The 22199-nt window shown below is 74.0% G+C and carries 17 protein-coding genes and 1 tRNA gene; 7 read left to right on the top strand and 11 right to left on the bottom strand.

All coding sequences use genetic code 11. The features are described from left to right. Positions 1-35: 35 nt before the first annotated feature. The gene (locus tag RND61_RS22790; RefSeq protein WP_315879906.1) at positions 36-1136 is read right to left on the bottom strand and encodes a DUF3344 domain-containing protein; all 1101 of its coding nucleotides are present in this window, start codon (positions 1134-1136) and stop codon (positions 36-38) included. 587 nt (positions 1137-1723) lie between these two features. On the opposite strand from RND61_RS22790, the gene RND61_RS22785 reads away from it, so the two are divergent. From RND61_RS22785 to RND61_RS22770, 4 genes are all read left to right on the top strand, one after another. Beyond that, positions 1724-1999, top strand: a complete 276-nt coding sequence (locus tag RND61_RS22785; RefSeq protein ID WP_315879905.1) for a hypothetical protein — start codon at positions 1724-1726, stop codon at positions 1997-1999. 398 nt (positions 2000-2397) lie between these two features. After that, positions 2398-2901, top strand: a complete 504-nt coding sequence (locus RND61_RS22780; protein WP_315879904.1) for a DUF5949 family protein — start codon at positions 2398-2400, stop codon at positions 2899-2901. Between the two features lie 23 nt (positions 2902-2924). Next, the gene (locus tag RND61_RS22775) at positions 2925-3605 is read left to right on the top strand and encodes a vitamin K epoxide reductase family protein (protein WP_315879903.1); all 681 of its coding nucleotides are present in this window, start codon (positions 2925-2927) and stop codon (positions 3603-3605) included. 83 nt (positions 3606-3688) lie between these two features. Then, positions 3689-4111 (top strand): AAA family ATPase, encoded by a 423-nt coding sequence (locus RND61_RS22770; protein WP_315879902.1) that lies wholly within the window; start codon positions 3689-3691, stop codon positions 4109-4111. Between the two features lie 290 nt (positions 4112-4401). Here the strand turns inward: RND61_RS22770 and RND61_RS22765 are convergent, their stop codons facing one another. Next, on the bottom strand, positions 4402-5052 hold the full coding sequence (locus RND61_RS22765; RefSeq protein ID WP_315879925.1) for a LysE family translocator: 651 nt from the start codon (positions 5050-5052) through the stop codon (positions 4402-4404). Between the two features lie 118 nt (positions 5053-5170). Here RND61_RS22765 and RND61_RS22760 point away from each other — a divergent pair, with 118 nt between their 5' ends. After that, entirely contained in the window at positions 5171-6511 is a 1341-nt protein-coding gene (locus RND61_RS22760) for an aminotransferase-like domain-containing protein (protein WP_315879901.1), read from the top strand. Positions 6512-6646: 135 nt separating this feature from the next. Here the strand turns inward: RND61_RS22760 and RND61_RS22755 are convergent, their stop codons facing one another. Next, positions 6647-7024 carry a winged helix-turn-helix transcriptional regulator gene (locus tag RND61_RS22755; protein ID WP_315879924.1) on the bottom strand — a complete coding sequence of 126 codons (378 nt, stop codon included), beginning with the start codon at positions 7022-7024 and terminating at the stop codon, positions 6647-6649. Between the two features lie 175 nt (positions 7025-7199). Here RND61_RS22755 and RND61_RS22750 point away from each other — a divergent pair, with 175 nt between their 5' ends. Both RND61_RS22750 and RND61_RS22745 read left to right on the top strand, forming a co-directional pair. Then, positions 7200-8066, top strand: coding sequence for an NAD(P)-dependent oxidoreductase (locus RND61_RS22750; protein ID WP_315879900.1), 867 nt, complete (start codon positions 7200-7202; stop codon positions 8064-8066). 42 nt (positions 8067-8108) lie between these two features. After that, positions 8109-8888 carry an alpha/beta fold hydrolase gene (locus RND61_RS22745; protein WP_315879899.1) on the top strand — a complete coding sequence of 260 codons (780 nt, stop codon included), beginning with the start codon at positions 8109-8111 and terminating at the stop codon, positions 8886-8888. 353 nt (positions 8889-9241) lie between these two features. Here the strand turns inward: RND61_RS22745 and RND61_RS22740 are convergent. The 8 genes from RND61_RS22740 to RND61_RS22705 form a co-directional block, all read right to left on the bottom strand. Continuing rightward, positions 9242-9315, bottom strand: a tRNA-Thr gene (locus RND61_RS22740). Between the two features lie 89 nt (positions 9316-9404). Beyond that, positions 9405-10991, bottom strand: a complete 1587-nt coding sequence (locus tag RND61_RS22735) for an alpha/beta hydrolase (protein WP_315879898.1) — start codon at positions 10989-10991, stop codon at positions 9405-9407. Between the two features lie 67 nt (positions 10992-11058). After that, a complete protein-coding gene (locus tag RND61_RS22730; RefSeq protein ID WP_315879897.1) occupies positions 11059-12270 on the bottom strand; it encodes a DNA polymerase III subunit delta' in 1212 nt (403 codons plus the stop codon). 323 nt (positions 12271-12593) lie between these two features. Further along, positions 12594-15725, bottom strand: a complete 3132-nt coding sequence (gene tmk / locus RND61_RS22725) for a dTMP kinase (protein ID WP_315879896.1) — start codon at positions 15723-15725, stop codon at positions 12594-12596. A 249-nt stretch (positions 15726-15974) separates the two neighbouring features. Continuing rightward, on the bottom strand, positions 15975-18848 hold the full coding sequence (gene topA / locus RND61_RS22720; RefSeq protein WP_315879895.1) for a type I DNA topoisomerase: 2874 nt from the start codon (positions 18846-18848) through the stop codon (positions 15975-15977). A 418-nt stretch (positions 18849-19266) separates the two neighbouring features. Then, on the bottom strand, positions 19267-19464 hold the full coding sequence (locus RND61_RS22715) for a hypothetical protein (protein ID WP_315879894.1): 198 nt from the start codon (positions 19462-19464) through the stop codon (positions 19267-19269). Between the two features lie 230 nt (positions 19465-19694). Then, positions 19695-21218: a class I SAM-dependent methyltransferase gene (locus RND61_RS22710; protein ID WP_315879893.1), complete on the bottom strand. Its 1524-nt coding sequence runs from the start codon at positions 21216-21218 to the stop codon at positions 19695-19697. Between the two features lie 87 nt (positions 21219-21305). Continuing rightward, a complete protein-coding gene (locus RND61_RS22705) occupies positions 21306-22004 on the bottom strand; it encodes a small secreted protein (protein ID WP_315879892.1) in 699 nt (232 codons plus the stop codon). Between the last annotated feature and the right edge of the window lie 195 nt (positions 22005-22199).

Raw genomic sequence — 22199 nt, 5'->3', positions numbered from 1 at the left:
CGGTGGCGGGCGACGGCGGGACGGTCTGGTGCCGGTCAGTCGCGGGCGCGGGCGTCGGCCTCGACGAACAGCGCGCCGAGCCACAGGTAGTCGCGTGCGGCACCGATGCGCACGGCGGTGTCGCTCGCGCCGCGGCGGAGCGCCGGGGAGAGGTCGATCACGTCGGAGTCGTATCCGAGGGTGTTGCGATGGTCGGGTTCACGCCGGATCCGCGCCTCGCCGAAGTCGGTGATCGTCGAGTTCAGGGCGCCGTCCGGGGCGTTCGCGGAATCGGTGAGCGGCACCGTCCGGCGCGGGTGCGGTTCGAACGCGACGGAATCCCCGGCGATGTCGCGATCGCCGTCGTACGTGATCATTCCGAGCCGTCCGGAGCCGCCCATAGGAACGCGCATCCGCCCGGTTTCCACGCGGAACGACCGGCGCCCCTCGGCGAGCGTCTCGAATCCGTCCCAAAGGGAGAGGTGACGCAGCGGGGCGTCCTTCTTCGCGTACGCCACGACGAGCGTCCAGCCTCCCCAGGCGCCGACGGCGGAGCGTCCCATGGCGACATTGACCTGGGCGACGGTGTACATGCCGGGACCGGAGTTCCTGACGAGTTCCGTGACGTCCGCGGTGGCCTGGAAGGCATCGGCGCCGTTGGCGGTGCGGTGGCCGATGACGGAATCGGCGAGAACGTCCTTGTAGGAGCCACCCGGTTCGGCGACTAGGACCCGCCCGTTGTCCTTCGGCGGTTTCTGCTCACCGACCCGGAGGTTGCCGCCCCAGTACAGCCGGGCGTACGTGACCTGCGCGTTCTTGGGCAGGACGAGCTCGGCGCGACTGGAGTTGAACGTGTTCGGGTCGTCGTCCACGTCCGTGTAGAACATGTCGTACCGATGGTTGGCGGCGTCGCCTTTACCACCGCGTGCGGAAAGGCAGGGAATCTCCGCCGCCCAGTCGTTCGCGGCGGATTTCCGGCAGGTGATCGCCGAATTGGCGGCGCGCACCAGACCGCCGTGCTGGAGCTTGTAGTAGCGCTGGGCGAACGGAATACGAGGCTGCTCTTTCATCGGGGGCGCGGCCGCAGCGGGCAGTGCGGCCGCCAGGGCGGCACAGAAAAGGACGCAGACAATCCCGCGCCGCACGGCTGGAACCACTGGAATCCGCATAGGGCTCTCCGCCTTGAGGAGTAAGGAAACAGCTCCCACCGGGATGGACCGACGCAACAGAACGCACTTATATCAGACAAAGGAAAGGCGGAGCGTCGAGGACACTCGCGGCACTCGTGCGTCTTCGTCGGCAGATCCGCTTGTCAGCCCGGGTGGCGGCGGCTCCGGTCGCGGCGCGGGCCCGCGCCGCGCCTTCCCCCCTGCGGCGGCATTTCGCCATTCTCTTCACTCGTTCGCGACTCGACCGGCGAGGGGTTCACGCACCCTCGACGCGGCCCGCCCCGCGGACCGCGCCGGACCGCCGGATCCGGCCTCCGGAGACAGCCACGCGACGACCGGGGCCGCTTCCCCGGCTCCACACCGGACCCCGTCTTGTCGTTTTTTCACATCCGTCCGAGGCCCAGACCGTCCCGCGTCATTCGGGTGCAGCACGCGAGAATTCCCGCGGTACGGAGTTTCCGGCGCGCCCGGGGCTCGTTACAGAGGGCAGAAGCGCGCCGCCGAGACCTGCCAAGTGCCGGTCCCCAGGCGTCAGTTGCCCCGCACGATGCCCTTTCCAGGAAGGACTCCCCGTAATGAAGCCCATGAAGGTTGCCGCGGTTCTCGCCGGCTCAGTGATGGCGATGGGCGTGGCGGCGCCGGCCTTCGCCGCCGACACCCTCACCCCCTCCAGCCTGAACGGAGCGGTCGACACGCTGGGCAAGCGGGGTCTGGCCGAGGCGGTCCCCTCCGACGAGGTCGGCCAGGTCACCAACCACGAGCTGGTCGGCAAGGTCGCGGACACCGCCGGCGAGCTCGACGCCCAGCGGAAGGCCGCGCCGCTGCTCGGCGGACTGCCGATCGGCGGCTGACGCGCGCGTGCCGGTACGGCGGCCCCGGCCCGGGTGACCCACCCCGTCCGCGCTCCGGGCGGGGTGGTGCGAGAGCGGGAGGGTGAGGAAAGCACCCGTGCCCGTCACGCGCGCCCCGGAGACCCGCCGCACCCCGCGACCCGCCCCGCGTGGTCACCGCCCGCGGGCCCCGCCGGGCACCGGCGCACCCAGCGCCGGCGCCCCGGAGCCCGCGGGCTTCCCCCTGCCCGCTCCGACACGGGCGCGCCCCGGAGCGGGCGTGACGGCACCACCGGTGAACCCTTCCGGAGCGCGAGACCGGATTCCACACGTCAAGGCGAAACGAGCCGAACGAGTAACACCCGAACGGGTGAAAAACCACCGGGTCGCTCCCTTTCGCCCCATTAGCATCCGGCCTCATGACCTCTTCCACCGCCGTGTCCCCGGACAGCCGGCGTTCCCCGCTGGGGACGCTCACCGTCATCCCCTGGTGCAGCGAGCCGACCGCCGACGACCCGGGCGACCCGCTGCTGATGGTGTACTCGCTCGGTGACGGCCGGGACGGCCCGGAGGCCGGCGAGGAGGCGATGCGGGCCCAGTTGGACCAGTTGGGCCTGCCGATCGGCGAGCGGCTCGTGGACCTCGGCCGCGACAGCGGCTTCTCGTCCTCGCTGCTCGTGGAGGCCGAACAGGCCGTGCTCACGCTGCCGTTCCTGCGCGTGCGGTGCCCCGTCCCGCCGGAGTGGCAGCGCGCCGCGCACGCCAAGGGGCAGGTGTACCTGATCATCGCGGTCCGACCGTGGCCGCGGGCCGTGCCGGGCCGGGCGGTCCCGCCGGAGGAGCTGCGCGCCTTCGTGTCCGGTGAGGGGTTCCTGGAGGGCAGCGCGCACTGCCTCCTCCCCGTCCTGCGCGTGCGCACCTGACACCGAGAGGACCGGTGGAGAGCATGACGACGATCCGCGGCGCGCACACGAGACCCGCGCACACACGGCCCGCGCCCGCCCACGCACACCCCGCCGCGCCGCCGCCGACGACGGCACCGGAGGACGGCAGGACGGGGGCGGGCCGCGCCTTCGCCTGGCTGCTGGTGGTGACCGGCGCGGCGGGCGTGCTCGCCTCGTGGGTCATCACGCTCGACAAGTTCAGGCTGCTGGAGGACCCGCACTTCACCCCCGGGTGCAGCCTCAACCCCGTCGTGTCGTGCGGCAGCGTCATGAAGAGCGAGCAGGCGGTGGTGTTCGGGTTCCCCAACCCGATGCTCGGCCTCGTCGCGTACGGCATGGTCGTCGCGGTCGGCGCCGGGCTGCTGGCGGGCGCCCGCCACCGGCGCTGGTTCTGGCTCGGCCTCCACGCGGGGACGCTGTTCGGGGTGGGCTTCTGCACCTGGCTGATGTGGCAGTCCCTGTACGAGATCAACGCCCTGTGCCTGTGGTGCTGCCTCGCCTGGACCGCGACGATCGTGATGTTCTGGCACGTCACCGCGGAGAACGTGCGGCACGGCCGGCTGCCCGCGCCACACGGGGTCCGGCGCCTCCTCGACGACCTCCCCTGGGTCCCGCCCGTCCTGCACCTCGGGGTCGTCGGCATGCTCGTCCTGACCCGCTGGTGGGACTTCTGGACCGGCTGACACCGGTTCGACCCGGCGCCGGCCGGAAGTCGCCCGGTCCGCCGCCGAACCCGCGCGACCGGCTGCGCCGGACGTACGGGCCGATGCACACCGATCCGCGCGGCACGCGTCTGCGCCCGCCGCGCGGAGTGCTGCTGGTGGGCGTACCGGGGTGCGGCGAGTCGCTGTCGGCGCAGGCCGTCGCCGCACAGTGGCGGCTGCCGCTGTACCGGCTGGACGCGGCGTCGATCCGCGGCACGTACCTGGGTGAGTCGGAGGGCAGGCCCCGCGAGACGCTGCGGACGGCCGATCGGGTCGCGTCGTGCGTGCTGCGGATCGACGAGGTCGAAAAGGGCCCGGCCGGCCAGAACGACGGCACGGGCGTGCCGCAGCGCGGCATCGGCCACTTCCTTTTCCGGCTCCAGGAGTCCGGTTCGCGGGCGGTCGTCGTGGCGACGGCGAACGACGTGCGGGGGCGCTCAGGCCGTCGTTCGTGCTGGACCAGTTCGCCGACGCGACCCCGCTGAGCCGGACGAACCCCGAGCAGATCGAGGACGTCCGCGCGTGGGGCCGCGAACGCTCCATCCCGGCGGGCCGCACGACGGCGACGGCGGCGCGGGGGACGACGGGGCGCCGTCGCGCCGGACCGTGTTCACGGGCGACTGAGGGGCGGTACGAGCCACCCCACGGCGGCCGGACGGTACGCACCGCCGCACGTCGACCGGGTGGGACACGTCGCCGCACGTCGACCGGGCGGCGCGGGGCACCCCACGGCGGCCAGGCGGGGCGGGCCGTCGCACGGGACCGGGCGGGGCCGTCAGTGCGCGGCGGCGCGGGGTGCCGAGGTGTCGGCGGCGAGGCCGACGGCGAGCGCGCCCAGCACGGCTCCCATGGCGTACCGCTGGACCCGCAGCCAGCCGGGGCGGCGGGCGAGGAACACGGCGACGGCTCCGGCGGCCGTGACGATCGCCAGGTTCACCCCGACGCTGACGACGACCTGCACGGCGCCGAGGACGAGCCCCTGGGCGAGCACGTGCCCGCCCTCGACGTCGACGAACTGCGGGATGAGCGACAGGTACATGATGGCGATCTTGGGGTTGAGCAGGCTCGTCATCAACCCCATGGCGAACAGCCTGCGCGGCGGGTCCGGCGGCACGTCCTGCGGGGTGAAGACGGACACCCCGCCGGGCCGCAGCGCACACCAGGCGAGCCAGCCCAGGTACGCGGCACCGGCCAGCTTCACGGCCAGGTACAGCTGCGGCACCGCGACGAACAGCACGGACAGGCCGAGGTTCGTGGCCACCAGGTAGACGAGGAATCCGACGGCGACCCCGCCGAGCGAGACGGCCCCCGCGCGACGGCCCTGGGTGAGGGACCGCGAGACGAGGTAGATCATGTTCGGTCCGGGGGTGAGCACCATGCCGAGCGCAATCACGAACACGCCCACCAGGGCGCTGCCTTCCACCACGGTGCCTCCCCCGCCCACTTCCGCCGCCGAGGGTTCGAGCATATTGACACTCAATAACTCGGAGCAATAAAAACATTGCTCTCGGTGCAATGTTCGGTGACAGAGGGAGCGGGCCGAGTTGAGCGACTACCGGAGCGTGGCGGACGCGGTGGCGGCGGAGATCGCGGCGGGCCGGCTCCGACCGGGCGACCGGCTGCCGCCGCAACGACGGTTCGCCCGCGACCGCGGCATCGCCGCGTCCACGGCCGTCCGCGTGTACCAGGAGCTGGCCCGCCGCGGCCTGACGGTGGGCGAGGTCGGACGGGGCACGTTCGTCCGGGCGACCGAGCACCGGTCCGCCGCACCCGCCCTGAGCGACCCGCCGGACCAGCGGGTCAACCTCGAACTGAACTACCCCGTGGTCCCCGAGCAGGCGGCCCTCCTGGCCGAGGGACTGGACGGCCTGCTCCGCGCCGACGTCCTGGACGCGGCGCTGCGGCCGGTGGGCGCGACCGGCACCCCCCGGTCCCGTACGGCCGCCGCCCACCTCCTGGCCCGCGCCGACTGGCGGCCCCACCCGGACCGGGTGCTGTTCACCGGCAACGGCCGCCAGGCCATCTCGGCCGCCGTCGCCGCGCTGGTCCCGCCGGGCGGGCGGCTGGGCGCGGAGGAACTGACGTACCCGGTGCTGAAGTCCATCGCGGGCCGCCTCGGCGTGACCGTGGTCCCGCTGGCCATGGACGAGGACGGCGTACGGCCGGAGGCCATCGCCGCCGCCCACCGCACCGCACCGCTGCACGCCGTCTACGTGCAGCCGGCACTCCACAACCCGCTCTCCCTCACCATGCCCCCCGGCCGCCGCGCCGACCTCGCCGCGACCCTGCGGCGGCTGGACGTGCCGGCGATCGAGGACACCATCTGGGCTTTCCTGTACGACGACCTGCCGCCGCTCGCCGCCCTGGCGCCCGAGCGGACGGTCGTCGTGGACAGCCTGTCCAAGCGCCTCGCCCCCGGCCTGACCGTGGGCTTCGCCGTCGTACCGGACGCCCTGGCCCCCGCCGTCGAGGCGGCCGTGCGCTCGGGCGGCTGGTCACCGCCGGGCTACGCGCTGGAGGCGGCGACGCGCTGGCAGTCGGCCGGGACGGTGGACGCCCTGGTCCGCGCGAAGCGCCAGGAGGTCGAACACCGCCAGTTCCTCGCCCGCGACGGCCTGTCCGGTTTCACCCTGCGCACGGACCCGCGCTCCTGCTTCTGCTGGTGGGAGCTGCCCCCGGCATGGCGCGCCGACCTGTTCGTGGCGGCGGCGTCCCGCCACGGCATCGCGGTGACCCCGGCGTCGGCCTTCACGGCGGATCCCCACCGCGCCCCCAACGCCGTCCGCCTGGGCCTCGTCTCGCCCTCCCGGGAAACCCTCGCACGGGCCCTGCGGACCCTGGCCGTCCTGGCCCGCTCCGCCCCGGACGCCCAGGTCACAGCGTGACCCCCGCCCCGGCCACCCCCATGGCCGGTCCTCACCGGCCACCCCCGCGACCGGCCCTCGCCGGTCACCGCCGTGACCGATCCTCACCGATCACCGCCGCGACCGGCCCTCATCGACCACCGCCTCGGCTCTCCCTCACCGGCCCGTCGCGGCGGCGCCGTCGACCAGGACCCTCCCGGCCCCGATCCGCCGCATGCGCTCGGTGCCCCACTCCCCCAGCGGGGCCAGGGCGGCGTTGAGCGAGACGCCGTCCTCCGTCAGGGAGTACTCGACCTTCGGCGGCACCTGGTGGTACACCTCGCGGTGGACGAGGCCGTCCTCCTCCATCTCCCGCAGGTGCTGGATCAGCATCTTCTCGCTGACGCCCGGCAGGCCGCGCCGCAACTCGGCGAACCGACGGGTGCCGTGCTGGTGCAACTCCCAGAGGATCAGCGACTTCCACTTCCCCGCGACGACGTCCATCGCCGCGTCGATGCCGCAGAAGTAGGGTCCACGCCGCGCCGATGCGCCCATCCGCTCCTCCAAGGAACCCTCGCCGAAGGGCACTCGCCCGCAGGTACCCGCCACGGGCACTGGCCCACTGGTACTTACCCGCAGGTGCGTACCCCACTAATTAGTCCGTACTGGTCAACTCTACCGGCGGCAGAGAGGATCGAAACGAAGGACGAACCCGAGGGGGAGTACCGAAATGACGAAGGACAACAGTGTCCAGGTGAGCGTTCTCGGTCTGGGAGCGATGGGCAGCGCCCTGGCGGAGGCCCTGGTGAAGGGCGGCCACGCGACCACGGTCTGGAACCGCACACCGGGGAAGGCGGACGGCCTCGTCGCGCAGGGTGCGACGGCCGCCGACACGGCGGGGGACGCCGTCCGGGCCGGTCGGTTGGTGATCGCGTGCCTGCTGGACCACGCGTCGGTCCACGAGGTGCTCGACCCGCTCTCCGGTGAGCTGGCCGGACGCACCCTGATCAACCTGACCACGACGTCGCCGGCCCAGTCGCGGGAGCTGGCCGCGTGGGCCGCCGACGCCGGGATCGCGTACCTGGACGGCGGCATCATGGCCGTACCGCACATGATCGGCCGGCCCGGGGCGTCGATCCTCTACAGCGGATCGGCCGACGTCTTCCACCAGTACGAGCCGCTGCTCGGCCTGTGGGGGGCGAGCACCTACTTCGGCGAGGACGCCGGCCTGGCCTCCCTGTACGACCTCGCCCTGCTCGCGGGCATGTACGTCATGTTCGCCGGTTTCCTGCACGGCGCCGCCATGGTCGCGCCGGCCGGTGTGACGGCACGCGAGTTCGCTTCCATGGCCGCCCCGTGGCTGACCGCCATGACGGGTGAGTTCGAGGGGTTCGCCACCGTCGTCGACGGCGGGGACTACACGGTCGAAGGACAGCAGAGCCTGGAGTTCTCCAGCCTCGACGACATCCTGGCCGCCAGTTCCGACCAGGGCATCAGCACCGAGGTGGTCGACATGGTCCAGCGGCTCATCCAGCGCCAGATCGACGCGGGCCGCGGAAAGGAGGGCTTCGCCCGGATCATCGAGAGCATCCGGTGAATTCGGTACCGCGGCCCCCCGTGCTCCCGTAGCGTCCGCCTGATGACGCTTGCCTACGACACGCTTGCCCACGACATGACGGGGGACGGGCCCGCCGTGGTGCTGCTGCACTCCTCGGTGTGCGACCGCCGCATGTGGGACCCGCAGTGGCCGGTCCTCGCCGACGCCGGATACCGGGTCGTCCGGTGCGACTTCCGGGGGTACGGCGGGTCCCCGGTGGCGGACCGCCCGTACAGCGACGCCGCCGACGTCGCGGACCTCCTCGCACACCTGGGCGTCGAAAGCGCCGCGCTCATCGGCGCCTCGTACGGCGGCGCGGTCGCCCTCGAACTGGCGGCGACCCGCCCGGACACCGTCACGGGCCTGGCCCTCCTCTGCTCGGGGATGCCCGGACACGTGCCCGGTGCCGCGCTGCGCTCCTTCGACGAGCGGGAGGAGGCCCTGTTCGAGGCGGGCGACATCGCGGGGGCCGTCGAACTGAACGTGGAGACGTGGCTGGGCCCGGAGGCCGACGACGAGACCCGGGAACGGGTGCGCCGCATGCAGGGGCACGCGTTCGAGGTCCAGGCCGCCGCGGAGGAGGACTTCGCCCCCTCCGCGGCACGGGTCGACCTCTCCCGGATCACGGCCCCCTGCCTGGTCGTCTCGGGCGCCCACGACCTGCCGGACTTCCGCGAGATCGCCGCCACCCTCGCACGGCGCGTCCCCGGCGCCCGCCACCTCGAACTCCCCTGGGCGGGCCACCTCCCCAGCCTGGAGCGCCCCGCCCCGACCACCGCCCTGCTCACCGGCTTCCTCGGGGAGACGACCACCGCCCACTGAGCCGGCCCACCCACGGCTCCCCACCCCCACCCCACGAGAAAGCCCGGGCCAGAAAAATCTGACCCGGGCTTCCGACTGACCCGCCTCCGGCATCCGAACCCGAGACCACGCACGACGAGCACCGGCAGGACCACGTCGAGCGGCGATCGGCAACCGCCCTCGGTCCGGTGTTCCCGGCCGATCACCGACTCCCCCTCCCCCGGCGCCGTGACACCCCACCCCAGGAGGTACCGGCCGCTCCGCTCACGCATCGTTCGCGCAAGCAAAATCGCAACGCTCCGGCCGCGTAACGCGTCATGCCCCGAGCAACAGAAAACCCCAGGCCAGACATTGTCTGACCTGGGGTTTCTCTGAGCCGCCTTCGGGATTCGAACCCGAGACCTACGCATTACGAGTGCGTTGCTCTGGCCAACTGAGCTAAGGCGGCACACCGCGCGCTCCCCTGGGGGGTGCAGCAGCGAGGACAAGTCTACACAGGTGGAGGGGGTGCTCATGCACGCCCTTTTCCGGGGGGTCCTACGGCCGACGGCAGCGCTTGGCCGGGGGCGGGGGTGTGCCTTCCAGGAGGAAGGTGTTGATCGCGGTGTCGACGCAGTCGTTGCCGCGGCCGTACGCGGTGTGGCCGTCGCCGTCGTAGGTGAGGAGGGTGCCGGAGGAGAGCTGGGCGGCGAGGGAGCGGGCCCACTTGTAGGGGGTGGCCGGGTCGCGGGTCGTGCCGACGACGACGATCGGGGGCGCGCCCGCGGCGGTGATGCGGTGCGGGGTGCCGGTGGCCTTCACCGGCCAGTACGCGCAGGCCAGGGACGCCCAGGCCAGGCTGCGGCCGAAGACGGGGGACGCCTTCTCGAAGGACGGTACGGCGGCGGCGACCGCGGCGGGGGTGGTGAAGGCGGGCGGCTGGTCCAGGCAGTTCACGGCGGCGTTGGCGGACATGAGGTTGGAGTAGCCGCCGTCGCCGTCGCGCTCGTAGTAGCTGTCGGCGAGGGCGAGGAGGCCGGAGCCCTCGCCGTCCATCGCGCGCGTGAGGGCCGTGCGGAGCCGGGGCCAGGCGGCCTCGTCGTACATGGCGGTGATCACACCGATCGTGGCGAGGGCTTCGCCGAGGGCCCGGTCCTGGCCGGTGGGGGCCGGCTCGCGGTCCAGTCCGGCGAGGAACGTCCTCATCCGGGCGGTGGCGTCCCGTACCGACGCGGTGCCGAGGGGGCAGTCGGGGTGGGTCAGGCAGTCGGCGGCGAAGGCGCGGAACGCCGTGTCGAAACCGGCCGCCTGGTCGAGGTTCAGCCGCTCGGCGGTGAGGGACGGGTCCATGGCGCCGTCGAGGACGAGGCGGCCGGTGCGGGAGGGGAACAGCTCGGCGTACGTGGCGCCGAGGAACGTCCCGTACGACGCGCCGACGTAGCTGAGCTTCTCGTCGCCGAGCGCGGCGCGCAGGACGTCCATGTCGCGGGCCGCCTCGACGGTGGACACGTGTGGCAGGATCCGCCCGGACCTCTTCGCGCAGGCCGAGGCGAACCCTTTGAAGGACGTGGCGAGCAGGCCGGTCTCCCGCTGGTCGTCCGGGGTCTGGTCGACCTGCGTGTACGCGTCCATGGCCGGCCCGTCGAGGCACCGGACCGGCTCGCTGCGGGCCACGCCGCGCGGGTCGAGGGCGACCATGTCGTACCGGGCGCGGACGGGGGCGGGGTAGGCGAGCCCGGCGTACCCCTGGAGGTAGCCGATGGCCGAGCCGCCGGGGCCGCCCGGGTTGACCAGCAGGGAGCCGAGGCGCTCGCCGGGGCCGGTGGCCCTGACGCGGGCGACGGCGAGCTCGACCCGGGCGCCGCCCGGCCGCGCGTAGTCGAGGGGCGCCCTGAGCGTGGCGCACTGGAAGCCCGGCGCCCCGCAGTCGCGCCAGTTCAGCCGCTGGGCGTAGTACGGGCGGAGCGCGGCCGGGTCGGACGGGAGGGACGCGGCGGGAGCGGTGGACGCGACGGAAGCGGCGGGCGCGGTGGCGCGCGGCGCCGAGGCGCCCGCGGGGTCACCGCTCCCGGCACAGCCCACCGCGAGGAGTAGGGCGAGCGTGACGGCGGACACGGACGTGCGGAGCGGACGACATGGGTGCATTCACCGGAGAGTAGCGGCGCGGTGACGGTGCGAGACCCGGTGTTCGCGCGCGTCCTACCCGTACGGGCTAACCGGCGCGCAGGGCCATGGTCATGGCCTCCACGGCGAGCAGCGGCGCCACGTTCCGGTCGAGGGCCTCACGGCAGGCGAGGACGGCCTCTATGCGGCGCAGGGTCGACTCGGGCGTGCTGTCGCGGGCGATCCGGTCGAGCGCGTCGTGCACGTCCTCGTTGGCGATCGCCGCGCGCGTGCCGAGTTGGAGGGCGAGGACGTCCCGGTAGAAACCGGTCAGGTCGCTGAGGGCGAGGTCCAGGCTGTCGCGCTGCGTGCGGGTTCTGCGGCGCTTCTGCTTGTCCTCCAGCTCCTTCATCACGCCCGCCGTACCGCGCGGCATGCGGCCCCCCTGAGCCGCGCCGAGGGCCGTCTTCAGCTCCTCGGTCTCCTTGACGTCGGTCTCCTCGGCGAGTTGCTTGGCGTCCTCCCCCGCGGCGTCGATCAGCTCCTGGGCGGCCTTGAGGCACCCGCCCACGTCCTGCACGCGCAGGGGCAGCTTGAGGACGGCGGCACGGCGGGCGCGGGCACCCTCGTCGGTGGCGAGGCGGCGGGCGCGGTCGATGTGGCCCTGGGTGGCGCGCGCGGCGGCGGCGGCCGTCTCCGGGTCGACGCCGTCGCGCCGTACGAGCACGTCGGCGACGGCGTCCACCGGCGGCGTGCGCAGCGTGAGGTGGCGGCAGCGGGAGCGGATCGTGGGCAGCACGTCCTCCAGGGACGGGGCGCACAGCAGCCAGACCGTGCGGGGCGCGGGCTCCTCGACGGCTTTCAGCAGGACGTTCCCCGCGCCCTCCGTGAGGCGGTCGGCGTCCTCCAGGACGATGACCTGCCAGCGACCGCCGGCCGGGGAGAGCTGCGCGCGCCGGACGAGCTCGCGGGTCTCCTTGACGCCGATGGACAGCAGGTCCGTACGGATGACCTCCACGTCGGCGTGCGTGCCGATCAGGGCCGTGTGGCAGCCGTCGCAGAAACCGCAGCCGGGCTCCCCGCCGAGCGCCCGGTCGGGGCTGACGCACTGGAGGGCGGCTGCGAAGCAGCGGGCGGCGGTGTCCCGGCCGGCGCCGGGCGGGCCGGTGAACAGCCAGGCGTGCGTCATCTTCGACTTCGCCGCGTCGGGCGGCGCGGCGCCCTGCGCCTCGGCGGTGACGAGGGCGTCCGCGTCCCGCGCGGCGGCGGCGAGCTGCGCCTGGACACGCTCCTGGCCCACCAGGTCATCCCATACGGGCACGGGTCACCACCTTCTCCTCACGCCGCGGCCCTTCCACCGGCGCCACCCATTGTGACGGAGCCCTCTGACAACGCCGCCCGCTCCGGCGGCACGGACGGCGCCGCGGCCCGACGGCGGCGTACGGCCACGACATCCGACCACCGCATACGGCGGACGTCCGGCCACGGCCCGGCCTCGGTGTCCCACCGCGGCGCCCTCTGCTACGGCCCGGCCACGACATCCGACCACGGCGTCCTGCTACGGCCCGGCCACGACATCCGACCACCACGTACGGCCACGACGTCCGACCACCGCGTACGCGCCCCAGCGGGGCGCGGCGGGCCTCAGCGGCGGCGTCCGCCCCGGCCGTCGCCCTCGTCGTCCTGGCCCCCGAGCAGTTCGTCGGCCAGGGACGGCAGGTCGTCCAGCGGGGTCTCCTCCGCCCAGTCGGGACGGCCGCGCCGCGGCCTGCCCTGCTCGTCGACCTGGGGCAGCTCGCGGGTCCGCTCGTTGGCGCCGGGCGGCTCGGGCGCCGCACCGGGCCGGACCTCGTCGCGGAAGAAGCCGGGCGGCACGCGGTCGTCCGGCCGCTCGTCCCGTACGGACGGCAGGACCGCCGTCTCGGCGACGTCCGGGGCCGGGTCGTCCTTGCGCATGCTGATGCGCTGGGTCTCCTCCTCCGGCCGGACCGCGGGCTCCTCGGCCTTGCGCATGCTGATGCGCTGCGTCTCGTCGTCGTCCTTGCGCAGGTCGATGCGGGCCGCGGGCAGGGGCTGCGTGATCTCGTCGGGCCGTACGACCGGGGTCGGCACCGTCACGTCGTGCGGCGAGACGGCCGGCCGGGCCGCCGCGGCGGCAGCGGCGGCGGCTGCGGCTGCCGCCTCGGCCTCGGCCGCCGCCCGGCGGCGGGCCTCCTCCGCGCGCAGCAGGGCCTCCTCGGCCTTGCGCTGCTTCTCGCGGCGCCGCTCCTCGGCCTCGGCGCGCAGCCGGGCCTCCTCCTCGGCACGCTTGCGCAGCCGCTCCTGCTCCTCGCGGCGAGCCTTCTCCTCGGCCTCGCGCCGCCGCCGCTCCTCCTCGGCGAGCCGCCGGGCCTCGGCCGCGCGCTGGCGGGCCTCCTCGGCCTGCCGCTCGGCCTCGCGGCGCCGCGCCTCTTCCTCCTCGCGGCGCTTGCGCTCCTCCTCTTCGGCGCGCAGCCGGGCGAGCTGCTCCTGGCGCTCCCGCTCCAGGCGCTCCTCCTCGGCCTTCCGCCGGGCCTCCTCCTCGGCCTTGCGGCGGGCCTCCTCCTCGGCGGCCTTCCGCGCCTCCTCCAGGGCCTTCATCTCGGCCTCGGACAGCGGCAGCAGCTGGTCGAGCCGGTGGCGTACGACGGTGGTGACGGCCTCCGGCTCCTGCCCGGCGTCCACGACGAGGTACCGGGCGGGGTCGGCGGCCGCGAGCGTGAGGAAACCGGCCCGTACGCGCGCGTGGAACTCGGCCGGCTCCGACTCCAGCCGGTCCGGCGCCTCCGTGAACCGCTCGCGTGCCGTCTCCGGCGGCACGTCCAGCAGCACGGTCAGGTTCGGGACGAGCCCGCCGGTCGCCCAGCGGGAGATGCGGGCGATCTCCGTCGGGGACAGGTCCCGGCCGGCGCCCTGGTAGGCGACGGACGAGTCGATGTACCGGTCGGAGATGACGACGGCGCCGCGCTCCAGGGCGGGGCGGACCAGCGAGTCGACGTGCTCGGCGCGGTCGGCGGCGTACAGCAGCGCCTCCGCGCGGTGGGAGAGGCCGGCGGACGAGACGTCCAGCAGGATGGAGCGGAGCCGCTTGCCGATGGGCGTGGCGCCCGGCTCGCGGGTGACGACCACCTCGTGGCCCTTCGCGCGGATCCACTCGGCGAGCGCCGCGACCTGCGTGGACTTCCCGGCGCCGTCGCCGCCCTCGATGGCGATGAAGAATCCGGTGGGGGCCGGGGCCTGCGCCGGATCGGCGCCCCGCAGCGCGTCGCGCAGATCACGGCGGAGCGGTACGCCCGACCGGTCGTCGGTCTTGGCGAGGACGAGCGCGGCGACGGGCAGCAGCAGCGCGCCGACCAGCATCAGCGTGAAGGCGGCGCCGCCGTGCGCGAAGACGCCGTCCCCGTCGGCGAGGCGGTGCGGGCCGATGGCCGCGGCGAGCAGGGGCGCCGCGAGCGCGCCGAGCGCGATGGCGACCCGCACGGCGGCTTGGAGGTGCTCGGTCAGGCGCGGCCGGCGGAACTCCTCCGTCTCCTGGTCGATCAGCGTGTGCCCGACGTTCGCGGCGACGCCGGCCGACAGGCCCGCGGCGAGCGCGAGGAACAGGACGGTCGCCGTGTCGGGCACGAGGCCCATCACGAGCAGGAGGATCCCGGTGACGGCGGTCGCGAGGGCGAGGAGCCGGCGCCGGGACAGGGCGGGCAGGACGGCGCGGGCGGCGCGGACGCCCAGGCCCGTCCCCCCGGTCAGGGCGAGGACGAGCAGCGCGTACGCGACGGGGCCGCCGCCCAGCTCGGCGGCGTGCAGTACGGCGACGGCCGCGGCGGAGGCGACCGCTCCGGCGACGGCGGCGCAGGCGAGGACGAGCAGCGGTATGGCGCCCGTGCGGCCCTTCTCCGCTCCCGCGCCCGTCGACGGCCGGCGCAGGCCCTCCAGCGGGGAGCGGGGGCGCGGCGTCTGCGTGTCGGGAAGCTGGAGGAAGTACAGGATCGACAGGGACCCGGCGAACAGCCCGGCCGCCGCGTACGAGCCGAGCGCCGCCTGGTGCGTCGCGAACCAGTCGACGCCGAGCGCCAGCAGCTTGCCGGCGAGGGCCGTGACCAGCAGGGCGGCGGCCGCTGCCGGGATGGCGACGAACCCGGTGCGCAGCGAGAGCCGGCGCAGCGTGCCCAAGTGGTCCGGCAGGGGCCGCACGGCGGCGCCCCCGGCGGGCGGGGCGGGCAGCAGGGCGGGGGCGGCGCTCTCCTGGGCGATCGTCCAGAACCGCTCGGCGGCACCGGCCAGGAAGGCGGTGATCAGGAGCAGGAGGACGGCCTGGTCGGGCGTCCAGACGATCCAGAGCGGGGCGGCGACCAGCAGCGCGACCCGCACACCATCCGCGGCGATCATGGTCCAGCGGCGGTCGAGGGGGCCGTCGGACGCGACGAGGCCGCTCATCGGGCCGAGCAGCACGGCACCGAGGAGCAGCGTGGACAGCGCGCGGGCGCCGAGGACGGCGGCGACCGCGAAGGCCGCGCCGCGCACCCCGCCGCCGAGCGTCTCCTCCGCGACGGTCGCCCGCACGGTGAGGAGGACCAGGGCGAGCAGGGCGAGGGCGTCGGCGACGCCGCCGACGAGCGACGCGCTCCACAACCGGCGCAGCCGTGGGTTGCGCAGCAGCGCCCGTACGGCGCGCTCGCGGGAGTCCGCGGCGAGTGCGGCGTCGGAGACTTCGGGGTCTGAGGTGGGGCCCAGGGCCGTTGGCTGCTCGGCTCGCGTCATCCCCTCAGCCTATCCGCCCAGGCCGACACTCATACGCCCCGACCGGCCGCGCGATCACACGGCGGCCGGCCCCCGGTACGGCGCGCGCCGCCCCGCGCCGCGCTGTCGCGGTACGGGGCCGGGCGCGGACCGGTCGGAAGGGCGTGGACCGGCCCGGAGGGCGCGGGCGGGGTCCCGGGAAGGGCACGGGCGCGCCCGGCGGGTCCGTCGGCGGGCCTGTGGGCCCGTCCGTCCCGCCTCCCCCGGCGCCTACTCGTCGGAGGCGCCGGCCTTGGCGGCCGTCGTCGTCTTCGCCGTCGCCTTCTTGGCCGTGGCGGTCTTGGTGGCCGTCTTCTTCGCCGCGGTCTTCTTCGCCGCCGTCGCCTTCGCCGTCGTCTTCTTCGCGGCGGTGGTCTTCTTCGCGGCGGTCTTCTTGGCCGCCGCCTTCTTGGCGGTCTTCTTCGCCGGGGCCTTCGCCCGCTTCTCGGCGAGCAACTCGAAGCCCCGCTCCGGCGTGATCGTCTCCACGCTGTCGCCGCTGCGCAGCGTCGCGTTCGTCTCGCCGTCCGTCACGTACGGGCCGAAGCGGCCGTCCTTGACGACGACGGGGCGCTCGCTCACCGGGTCGGTGCCCAGCTCCTTCAGCGGCGGCTTGGCGGCGGCGCGGCCGCGCGCCTTCGGCTGGGCGTAGATCGCGAGGGCTTCCTCCAGCGTGATCGTGAAGAGCTGCTCCTCGCTCTCCAGGGAACGCGAGTCCGTGCCCTTCTTCAGGTACGGGCCGTAGCGGCCGTTCTGCGCGGTGATCTCGACGCCCTCGGAGTCCTTGCCGACGACGCGCGGCAGCGACATCAACCTGAGCGCGTCCTCCAGGGTCACCGTGTCGATGGACATCGACTTGAAGAGGGAGGCCGTGCGCGGCTTCACCGCGTTCTTGCCGCTCTTCGGGGTGCCCTCGGGCAGGATCTCCGTGACGTACGGGCCGTAGCGGCCGTCCTTGGCGACGATCGTGTGGCCGGTCGCCGGGTCGGTGCCCAGCTCGAACTCGCCGCTCGGCTTGGCGAGCAGCTCCTCCGCGTACTCCACGGACAGCTCGTCGGGCGCCAGGTCGGCGGGGACGTCCGCGCGCTGGTGGCCCTCCTCGTCCTTCACGCCGCGCTCGACGTACGGGCCGTAGCGGCCGACGCGCAGCACGATGCCGTTGCCGACGGGGAAGGAGGAGATCTCCCGGGCGTCGATCGCGCCCAGGTCCGTGACCAGCTCCTTCAGGCCGCCGAGGTGGTCGCCGTCGCCGTTGCCCGCGTCGGCCGCGCCGCCCGCGCCCCCGGCGGCGAAGCCGCTGTCGGGCACCGTCTCGCCGAAGTAGAACCGCTTCAGCCACGGCACGGCCTGGGCCTCGCCGCGCGCGATGCGGTCGAGGTCGTCCTCCATCCGCGCGGTGAAGTCGTAGTCGACGAGCCGGCCGAAGTGCTTCTCCAGCAGGTTGACGACGGCGAAGGAGAGGAACGACGGGACGAGCGCCGTGCCCTTCTTGAAGACGTAGCCGCGCTCCAGGATCGTGCCGATGATCGACGCGTACGTCGACGGGCGGCCGATCTCGCGCTCCTCCAGCTCCTTGACCAGGGACGCCTCGGTGTAGCGGGCCGGCGGCTTGGTCGCGTGGCCGTCCGCCGTGACCTCCTCGGCGGTCAGGGGATCGCCCTCGGCGACCTGCGGGAGGCGGCGCTCGCGGTCGTCGAGCTCGGCGTTCGGGTCGTCGGCCCCCTCCACGTACGCCTTCATGAAGCCGTGGAAGGTGATCGTCTTGCCGGAGGCGCTGAACTCGGCGTCGCGGCCGTCCGCGGACCGGCCGCCGATCCTGACGGTGACGGAGTCGCCGACCGCGTCCTTCATCTGGGAGGCGACGGTCCGCTTCCAGATCAGCTCGTACAACCTGAACTGGTCGCCGGTCAGTCCGGTCTCGGCGGGCGTGCGGAAACGGTCCCCCGAGGGACGGATCGCCTCGTGCGCCTCCTGCGCGTTCTTGACCTTCCCGGCGTACGTGCGCGGCGCGTCCGGCAGGTAGTCGGCGCCGTACAACTGCGTGACCTGCGCGCGGGCGGCGGCGACGGCCGTGTCGGACAGCGTCGTGGAGTCCGTGCGCATGTAGGTGATGAAGCCGTTCTCGTACAGCTTCTGCGCGACCTGCATCGTGGCCTTCGCACCGAAGCCGAGCTTGCGGCTCGCCTCCTGCTGGAGGGTGGTGGTGCGGAACGGCGCGTACGGGGAGCGGCGGTACGGCTTGGACTCGACCGAGCGGACGGCGAACCGCGTGTCGGCGAGCGCGGCGGCCAGGGCGCGGGCGTTCGCCTCGTCGAGGTGGAGGACCTGGTCGCCCTTGAGGCGGCCGTCCGCGCCGAAGTCGCGGCCCTGGGCGACGCGGCGGCCGTCGACCGAGGCGAGGCGGGCCGTCAGGACCGACGGGTCGGAGGGGTCGCCGGCGCGGCCGGTGCCGAAGGTGCCGGTGAGGTCCCAGTACTCGGCGGAGCGGAAGGCGATGCGCTCGCGCTCCCGCTCGACGACGAGCCGGGTGGCGACGGACTGCACGCGGCCGGCCGACAGCCGGGGCATGACCTTCTTCCACAGGACCGGCGAGACCTCGTAGCCGTACAACCGGTCCAGGATGCGGCGGGTCTCCTGGGCGTCGACCATCCGCTTGTTCAGCTCGCGGGGGTTGGCGACGGCCTGCTGGATCGCGTCCTTGGTGATCTCGTGGAAGACCATCCGGTGGACGGGGACCTTGGGCTTGAGGACCTCCAGGAGGTGCCACGCGATGGCCTCGCCCTCGCGGTCCTCATCGGTGGCCAGGTAGAGCTCGTCGGACTCGGCGAGCTGCTCCTTCAACTTCCTGACCTGGGCTTTTTTGTCGGCGTTCACGACGTAGATCGGCTGGAAGTCGTGCTCGACGTCGACGCCGAGCCGGCGCACCTCGCCGGTGTACTTCTCGGGCACCTCCGCGGCACCGTTCGGAAGGTCGCGGATGTGCCCGACGCTCGCCTCGACGACGTAGCCGGGGCCGAGGTAGCCCTTGATCGTCTTCGCCTTGGCAGGGGACTCGACGATGACGAGTCGGCGGCCGCCCTGTGCGGTCTCGCGTGTCGGGGACAACTCTTCGCTCTTCTCTCCGGTCGGCGCTCGGTGCGTGTACGGCGCGGTGCGGCCCCGCCTGGGGAGCACCGCGGGCACTGCGGGCACTGCGCCACGGCTGTGACGCTGCTGTCGCTGCGGAGTGTGACGGTACAACCCGCCCCCGTGTCAAACGGCGAAAGCCCGCAACGGCCACTCGAACGGTAACCCGACTTCTGGCATTCCTGCCGCCCGGACTCCCGTCATGACGCGGAGGGTCACGTTCCGACCGGGGGTGCCCCACGCCGCGCGACCGGCTCCTCACCGGTCCGTCCCGGTCTTCCGCCCGGCCCTGCCGATCGCCGGTCCTGACCCGATTCGGCCTGCTCAGCGGGTGTACGCCCCCGGTCGTGGCGGTACCGGTCGCGGTGGCTGCGGGAGCCGGCCGGGGCGATGCCGGTCAGATCCGGCCGAAGCACCACACGCCGAGGGCCAGGAACGCCGCTCCGGCTCCGACGGCGAAAGCGGCGGCTGTGGCCGGACTCACCCCGTGTGCCACTGGTGCACGGTGCGTCACACGAGCCACCGTCCACACCAGCAGTCCCGCGCCGAAGACCGTGAACGCCGTGCCGGCGAAGATGGCCGGTCCGCTCTCCATGCCCGTACCCCGTTTCGTCGTACCAGTCCCCGGGGCCCCGCGGGCCGTGCGCGGTGGCCGGCCGCGTGCCCGTGGGACCGTGAGCCTGGGCCACGCTGCGGGGCGCCCCCGGGGAGGCTGACACCTCCGGGCGTCGGAAGCGCGAATTACGGGTGAACGGCGCGGGGCCCGGGGCCGTTCACCCGCCCGGCACCGCGTCGGCTCCGCGCCGGTCCCGCGCCGGCTCCGCGTCAGCCCCGGCCGTCCGGCCGCGCGGGCTCCAGGAAGCCCTCCCCCACGAGGAGGCGGATCGCCTGCGGCGTGCGGTCCCGCAGCACGACCGGGTCCTCGCCCATCAGCTGGGCGATGGCGTCCAGGATGCGGCCCGCGCTGAGCGTGCCGTCGCAGACGCCGGCGAACCCGGCACCGACCGTGTCGACCTTGGTCGCCCGCCGCATCCCGCGGTTCTGCCGCAGGATGACGTGCTCGGGGTCCTCCGCGCCCGGCAGCCCGACCTGCTCCTGCACCACCTCGGGCGCGAGCACGAAGTGGTCGGCGAGCAGAGCCGCGTCGTCCCGCGCCCGGAGGTAGTCCTGACGGGCGAAGTGCGCCCTCACGGTCTCGCCGAGCGGCTGCTCCACCGGGTGCGGCCACTCCTCGACGACGATGGACGGCTCGTCCGTGCCGGACTTCCGCAGCGTGATCCAGCCGAAGCCGACCGCCTTGGTCGCGCGCGCCTCGAACTCGTCGAGCCACGCCTCGTACCGCGCCCGGTACTCCTCCGGGGCGGCCCGGTGGTCCCCGGCGTCCCGCAGCCACAACTCCGTGTACTGGGTGACGTCCTGGACCTCCCGCTGGATGATCCACGCGTCGCACCCGCGCGGCACCCACGAGCGGACGCGGTCCTTCCAGTCCTCCCCCTCGACGTGCTGCCAGTTGGCCAGGAACTGCGCGTAGCCCCCCTTGTTGAGCCGCTCCCCGGCCTGCTGGACGAGGGCGCGGCACAGGTCGTCGCCGCCCATCCCGCCGTCCCGGTAGGTGAGCCGGGCGCCCGGGGAGATGACGAACGGAGGGTTCGACACGATCAGGTCGTACGTCTCCGACGCGACCGGCTCGAACAGCGACCCGGCCCGCAGGTCGGCCTCCGGCGCGCCGGACAGCGCGAGCGTCAGCCGGGTGAACTCCAGCGCCCGCGGATTGAGGTCCGTCGCCGTCACCCGCGTGGCGTGCCGCGTGGCGTGCAGCGCCTGGATGCCGGAACCGGTGCCGAGGTCCAGCGCGGAGGCGACGGGCGTCCGTACGGTGAGCCCGGCGAGCGTGGTGGACGCGCCGCCCACGCCGAGGACGACGCCCTCGCCCCTGCCTCCGGCTCCGCTCGCGCCGCCCACGGCGCACCCGAGGTCGGAGACGATGTACCAGTCCTCGCCGTCGGGGCCGCCGTACGGGCGCACGTCGACCGTGGCCCGGACGCCGTCCCCGTCCTTCACCGCCCAGCCGTCCGCGAGCGCCTCGTCCAGCGGGAGGGCGGCACGCGCCCACGCGTGCGGCACCCGCTGCTGGAGCAGGAACAGGCGGACGAGGGTGTCCAGCGGTCCGTCCCCGCGGGTGGCGCGCAGGGCGGGCACCGTCTCGCTGCGGGCGAGGGCGGCGTAGGCGGGCGCGCCGAGCCGGTCGAGGAGCCCGTCCGCCGTGAAGCCGGCGTCGAGGAGGGCGGCGCGCAGGCGGTCGGCGTGGTCGGGCACCGGGAGGCTGGGGGTCAGGCTGGTCGTACTCACACGCTCATTGTGACCGGCGCCACGGACAATGACGAACGGCCCGGCTTCCCTGTGGACAACCGGGCCGGACGGGCGGGGCGCGTACCGCTACTCGGACTTGGCGCTCGCTGACGCGGAGGGCTTCGCCGAGGCGGAGGGCTTCGCCGACGCTCGGCCGGAGGCCGCGGCGGACGGGGAGGCGGGCGCGGCGTCGCCGGGCTCGGCCGCGGGGCCGCCGGTCGAGGTGGGCGCGACGGACGCCCGGGCCTTCTGGCAGCCGGGCTGCTTGGCCATGGCCTTGCCCAACTCACCGGACTGGAGCTTGGCCAGCGCGTCCTGGTCCATCTTCTCGATGCGCTTCAGGCCGTTCGCGACACCCTGCAGGCCGTCGGCGAACTTCTGCTGGTCCTTGGGGTCGAGGGCGTCGACCTGCTTCCTGAGCCCCTCGTAGGCGGTGGCGGTGGCGGTGAGCTCCTTGACGGCGTCCTGCTGGAGCTTCTCGCCGTTCTCGACGGGCGGGACGCCGGCGCTCTCGACCGCCTTGGCGAGCGCCTTGTCCGTGTCCGCGATGTCCTGGAACGCCTTCGAGTCCGCCGCCTGGACGTCGGCGGGCTTGCCGTCCGCCGCCGTCGAGATGATGGTCTGCTGGGCGTCGGCCCGCTTCTGGATCTGCGGCTTCGCCTGGTCGCAGAACGTCTTCGCCCAGGCGTCCACCTTGCCTTCGTCGCCTTCGTCACTGCTGCAGCCCGACAGCGCGAGTACCAGCACCGCACCACCGGACAGCACGGCTGCAAGCTTCTTGTTCACCGGATCGGTCCCTTCCGAGGCTCTCGGCCCCGGAACATACACGCCACGTGGGCGGCAACCGCGTGCCGGGTGGCCACTGCATGCGCTTTTGCACCGTTTGCACCAAGGGAGAGAAGGCTCACCGAGACGGCCCGGAGCCGCGTGTCCGCGGTCTTGCGGCACCCCGCCCTCCCCCACCTGACCAGGTGTCATGTC

The sequence above is a fragment of the Streptomyces tamarix genome (assembly GCF_032423885.1).
Classification (GTDB): Bacteria; Actinomycetota; Actinomycetes; order Streptomycetales; family Streptomycetaceae; genus Streptomyces; species Streptomyces tamarix.
Note: the sequence above shows the minus strand (reverse complement) of the source record. Positions and strands in the feature narration are given on the sequence as shown.

Coding starts and splice junctions, on each gene's coding strand:
- RND61_RS22735 (WP_315879898.1), bottom strand. CDS start 10,991: ATGCACCCATGTCGTCCGCTCCGCACGTCCGTGTCCGCCGTCACGCTC.
- RND61_RS22750 (WP_315879900.1), top strand. CDS start 7,200: ATGACGAAGGACAACAGTGTCCAGGTGAGCGTTCTCGGTCTGGGAGCG.
- RND61_RS22780 (WP_315879904.1), top strand. CDS start 2,398: ATGACCTCTTCCACCGCCGTGTCCCCGGACAGCCGGCGTTCCCCGCTG.
- RND61_RS22715 (WP_315879894.1), bottom strand. CDS start 19,464: ATGGAGAGCGGACCGGCCATCTTCGCCGGCACGGCGTTCACGGTCTTC.
- tmk (WP_315879896.1), bottom strand. CDS start 15,725: ATGACGCGAGCCGAGCAGCCAACGGCCCTGGGCCCCACCTCAGACCCC.
- RND61_RS22775 (WP_315879903.1), top strand. CDS start 2,925: ATGACGACGATCCGCGGCGCGCACACGAGACCCGCGCACACACGGCCC.
- RND61_RS22770 (WP_315879902.1), top strand. CDS start 3,689: ATGCACACCGATCCGCGCGGCACGCGTCTGCGCCCGCCGCGCGGAGTG.
- RND61_RS22785 (WP_315879905.1), top strand. CDS start 1,724: ATGAAGCCCATGAAGGTTGCCGCGGTTCTCGCCGGCTCAGTGATGGCG.
- RND61_RS22755 (WP_315879924.1), bottom strand. CDS start 7,024: ATGGGCGCATCGGCGCGGCGTGGACCCTACTTCTGCGGCATCGACGCG.
- RND61_RS22745 (WP_315879899.1), top strand. CDS start 8,109: ATGACGCTTGCCTACGACACGCTTGCCCACGACATGACGGGGGACGGG.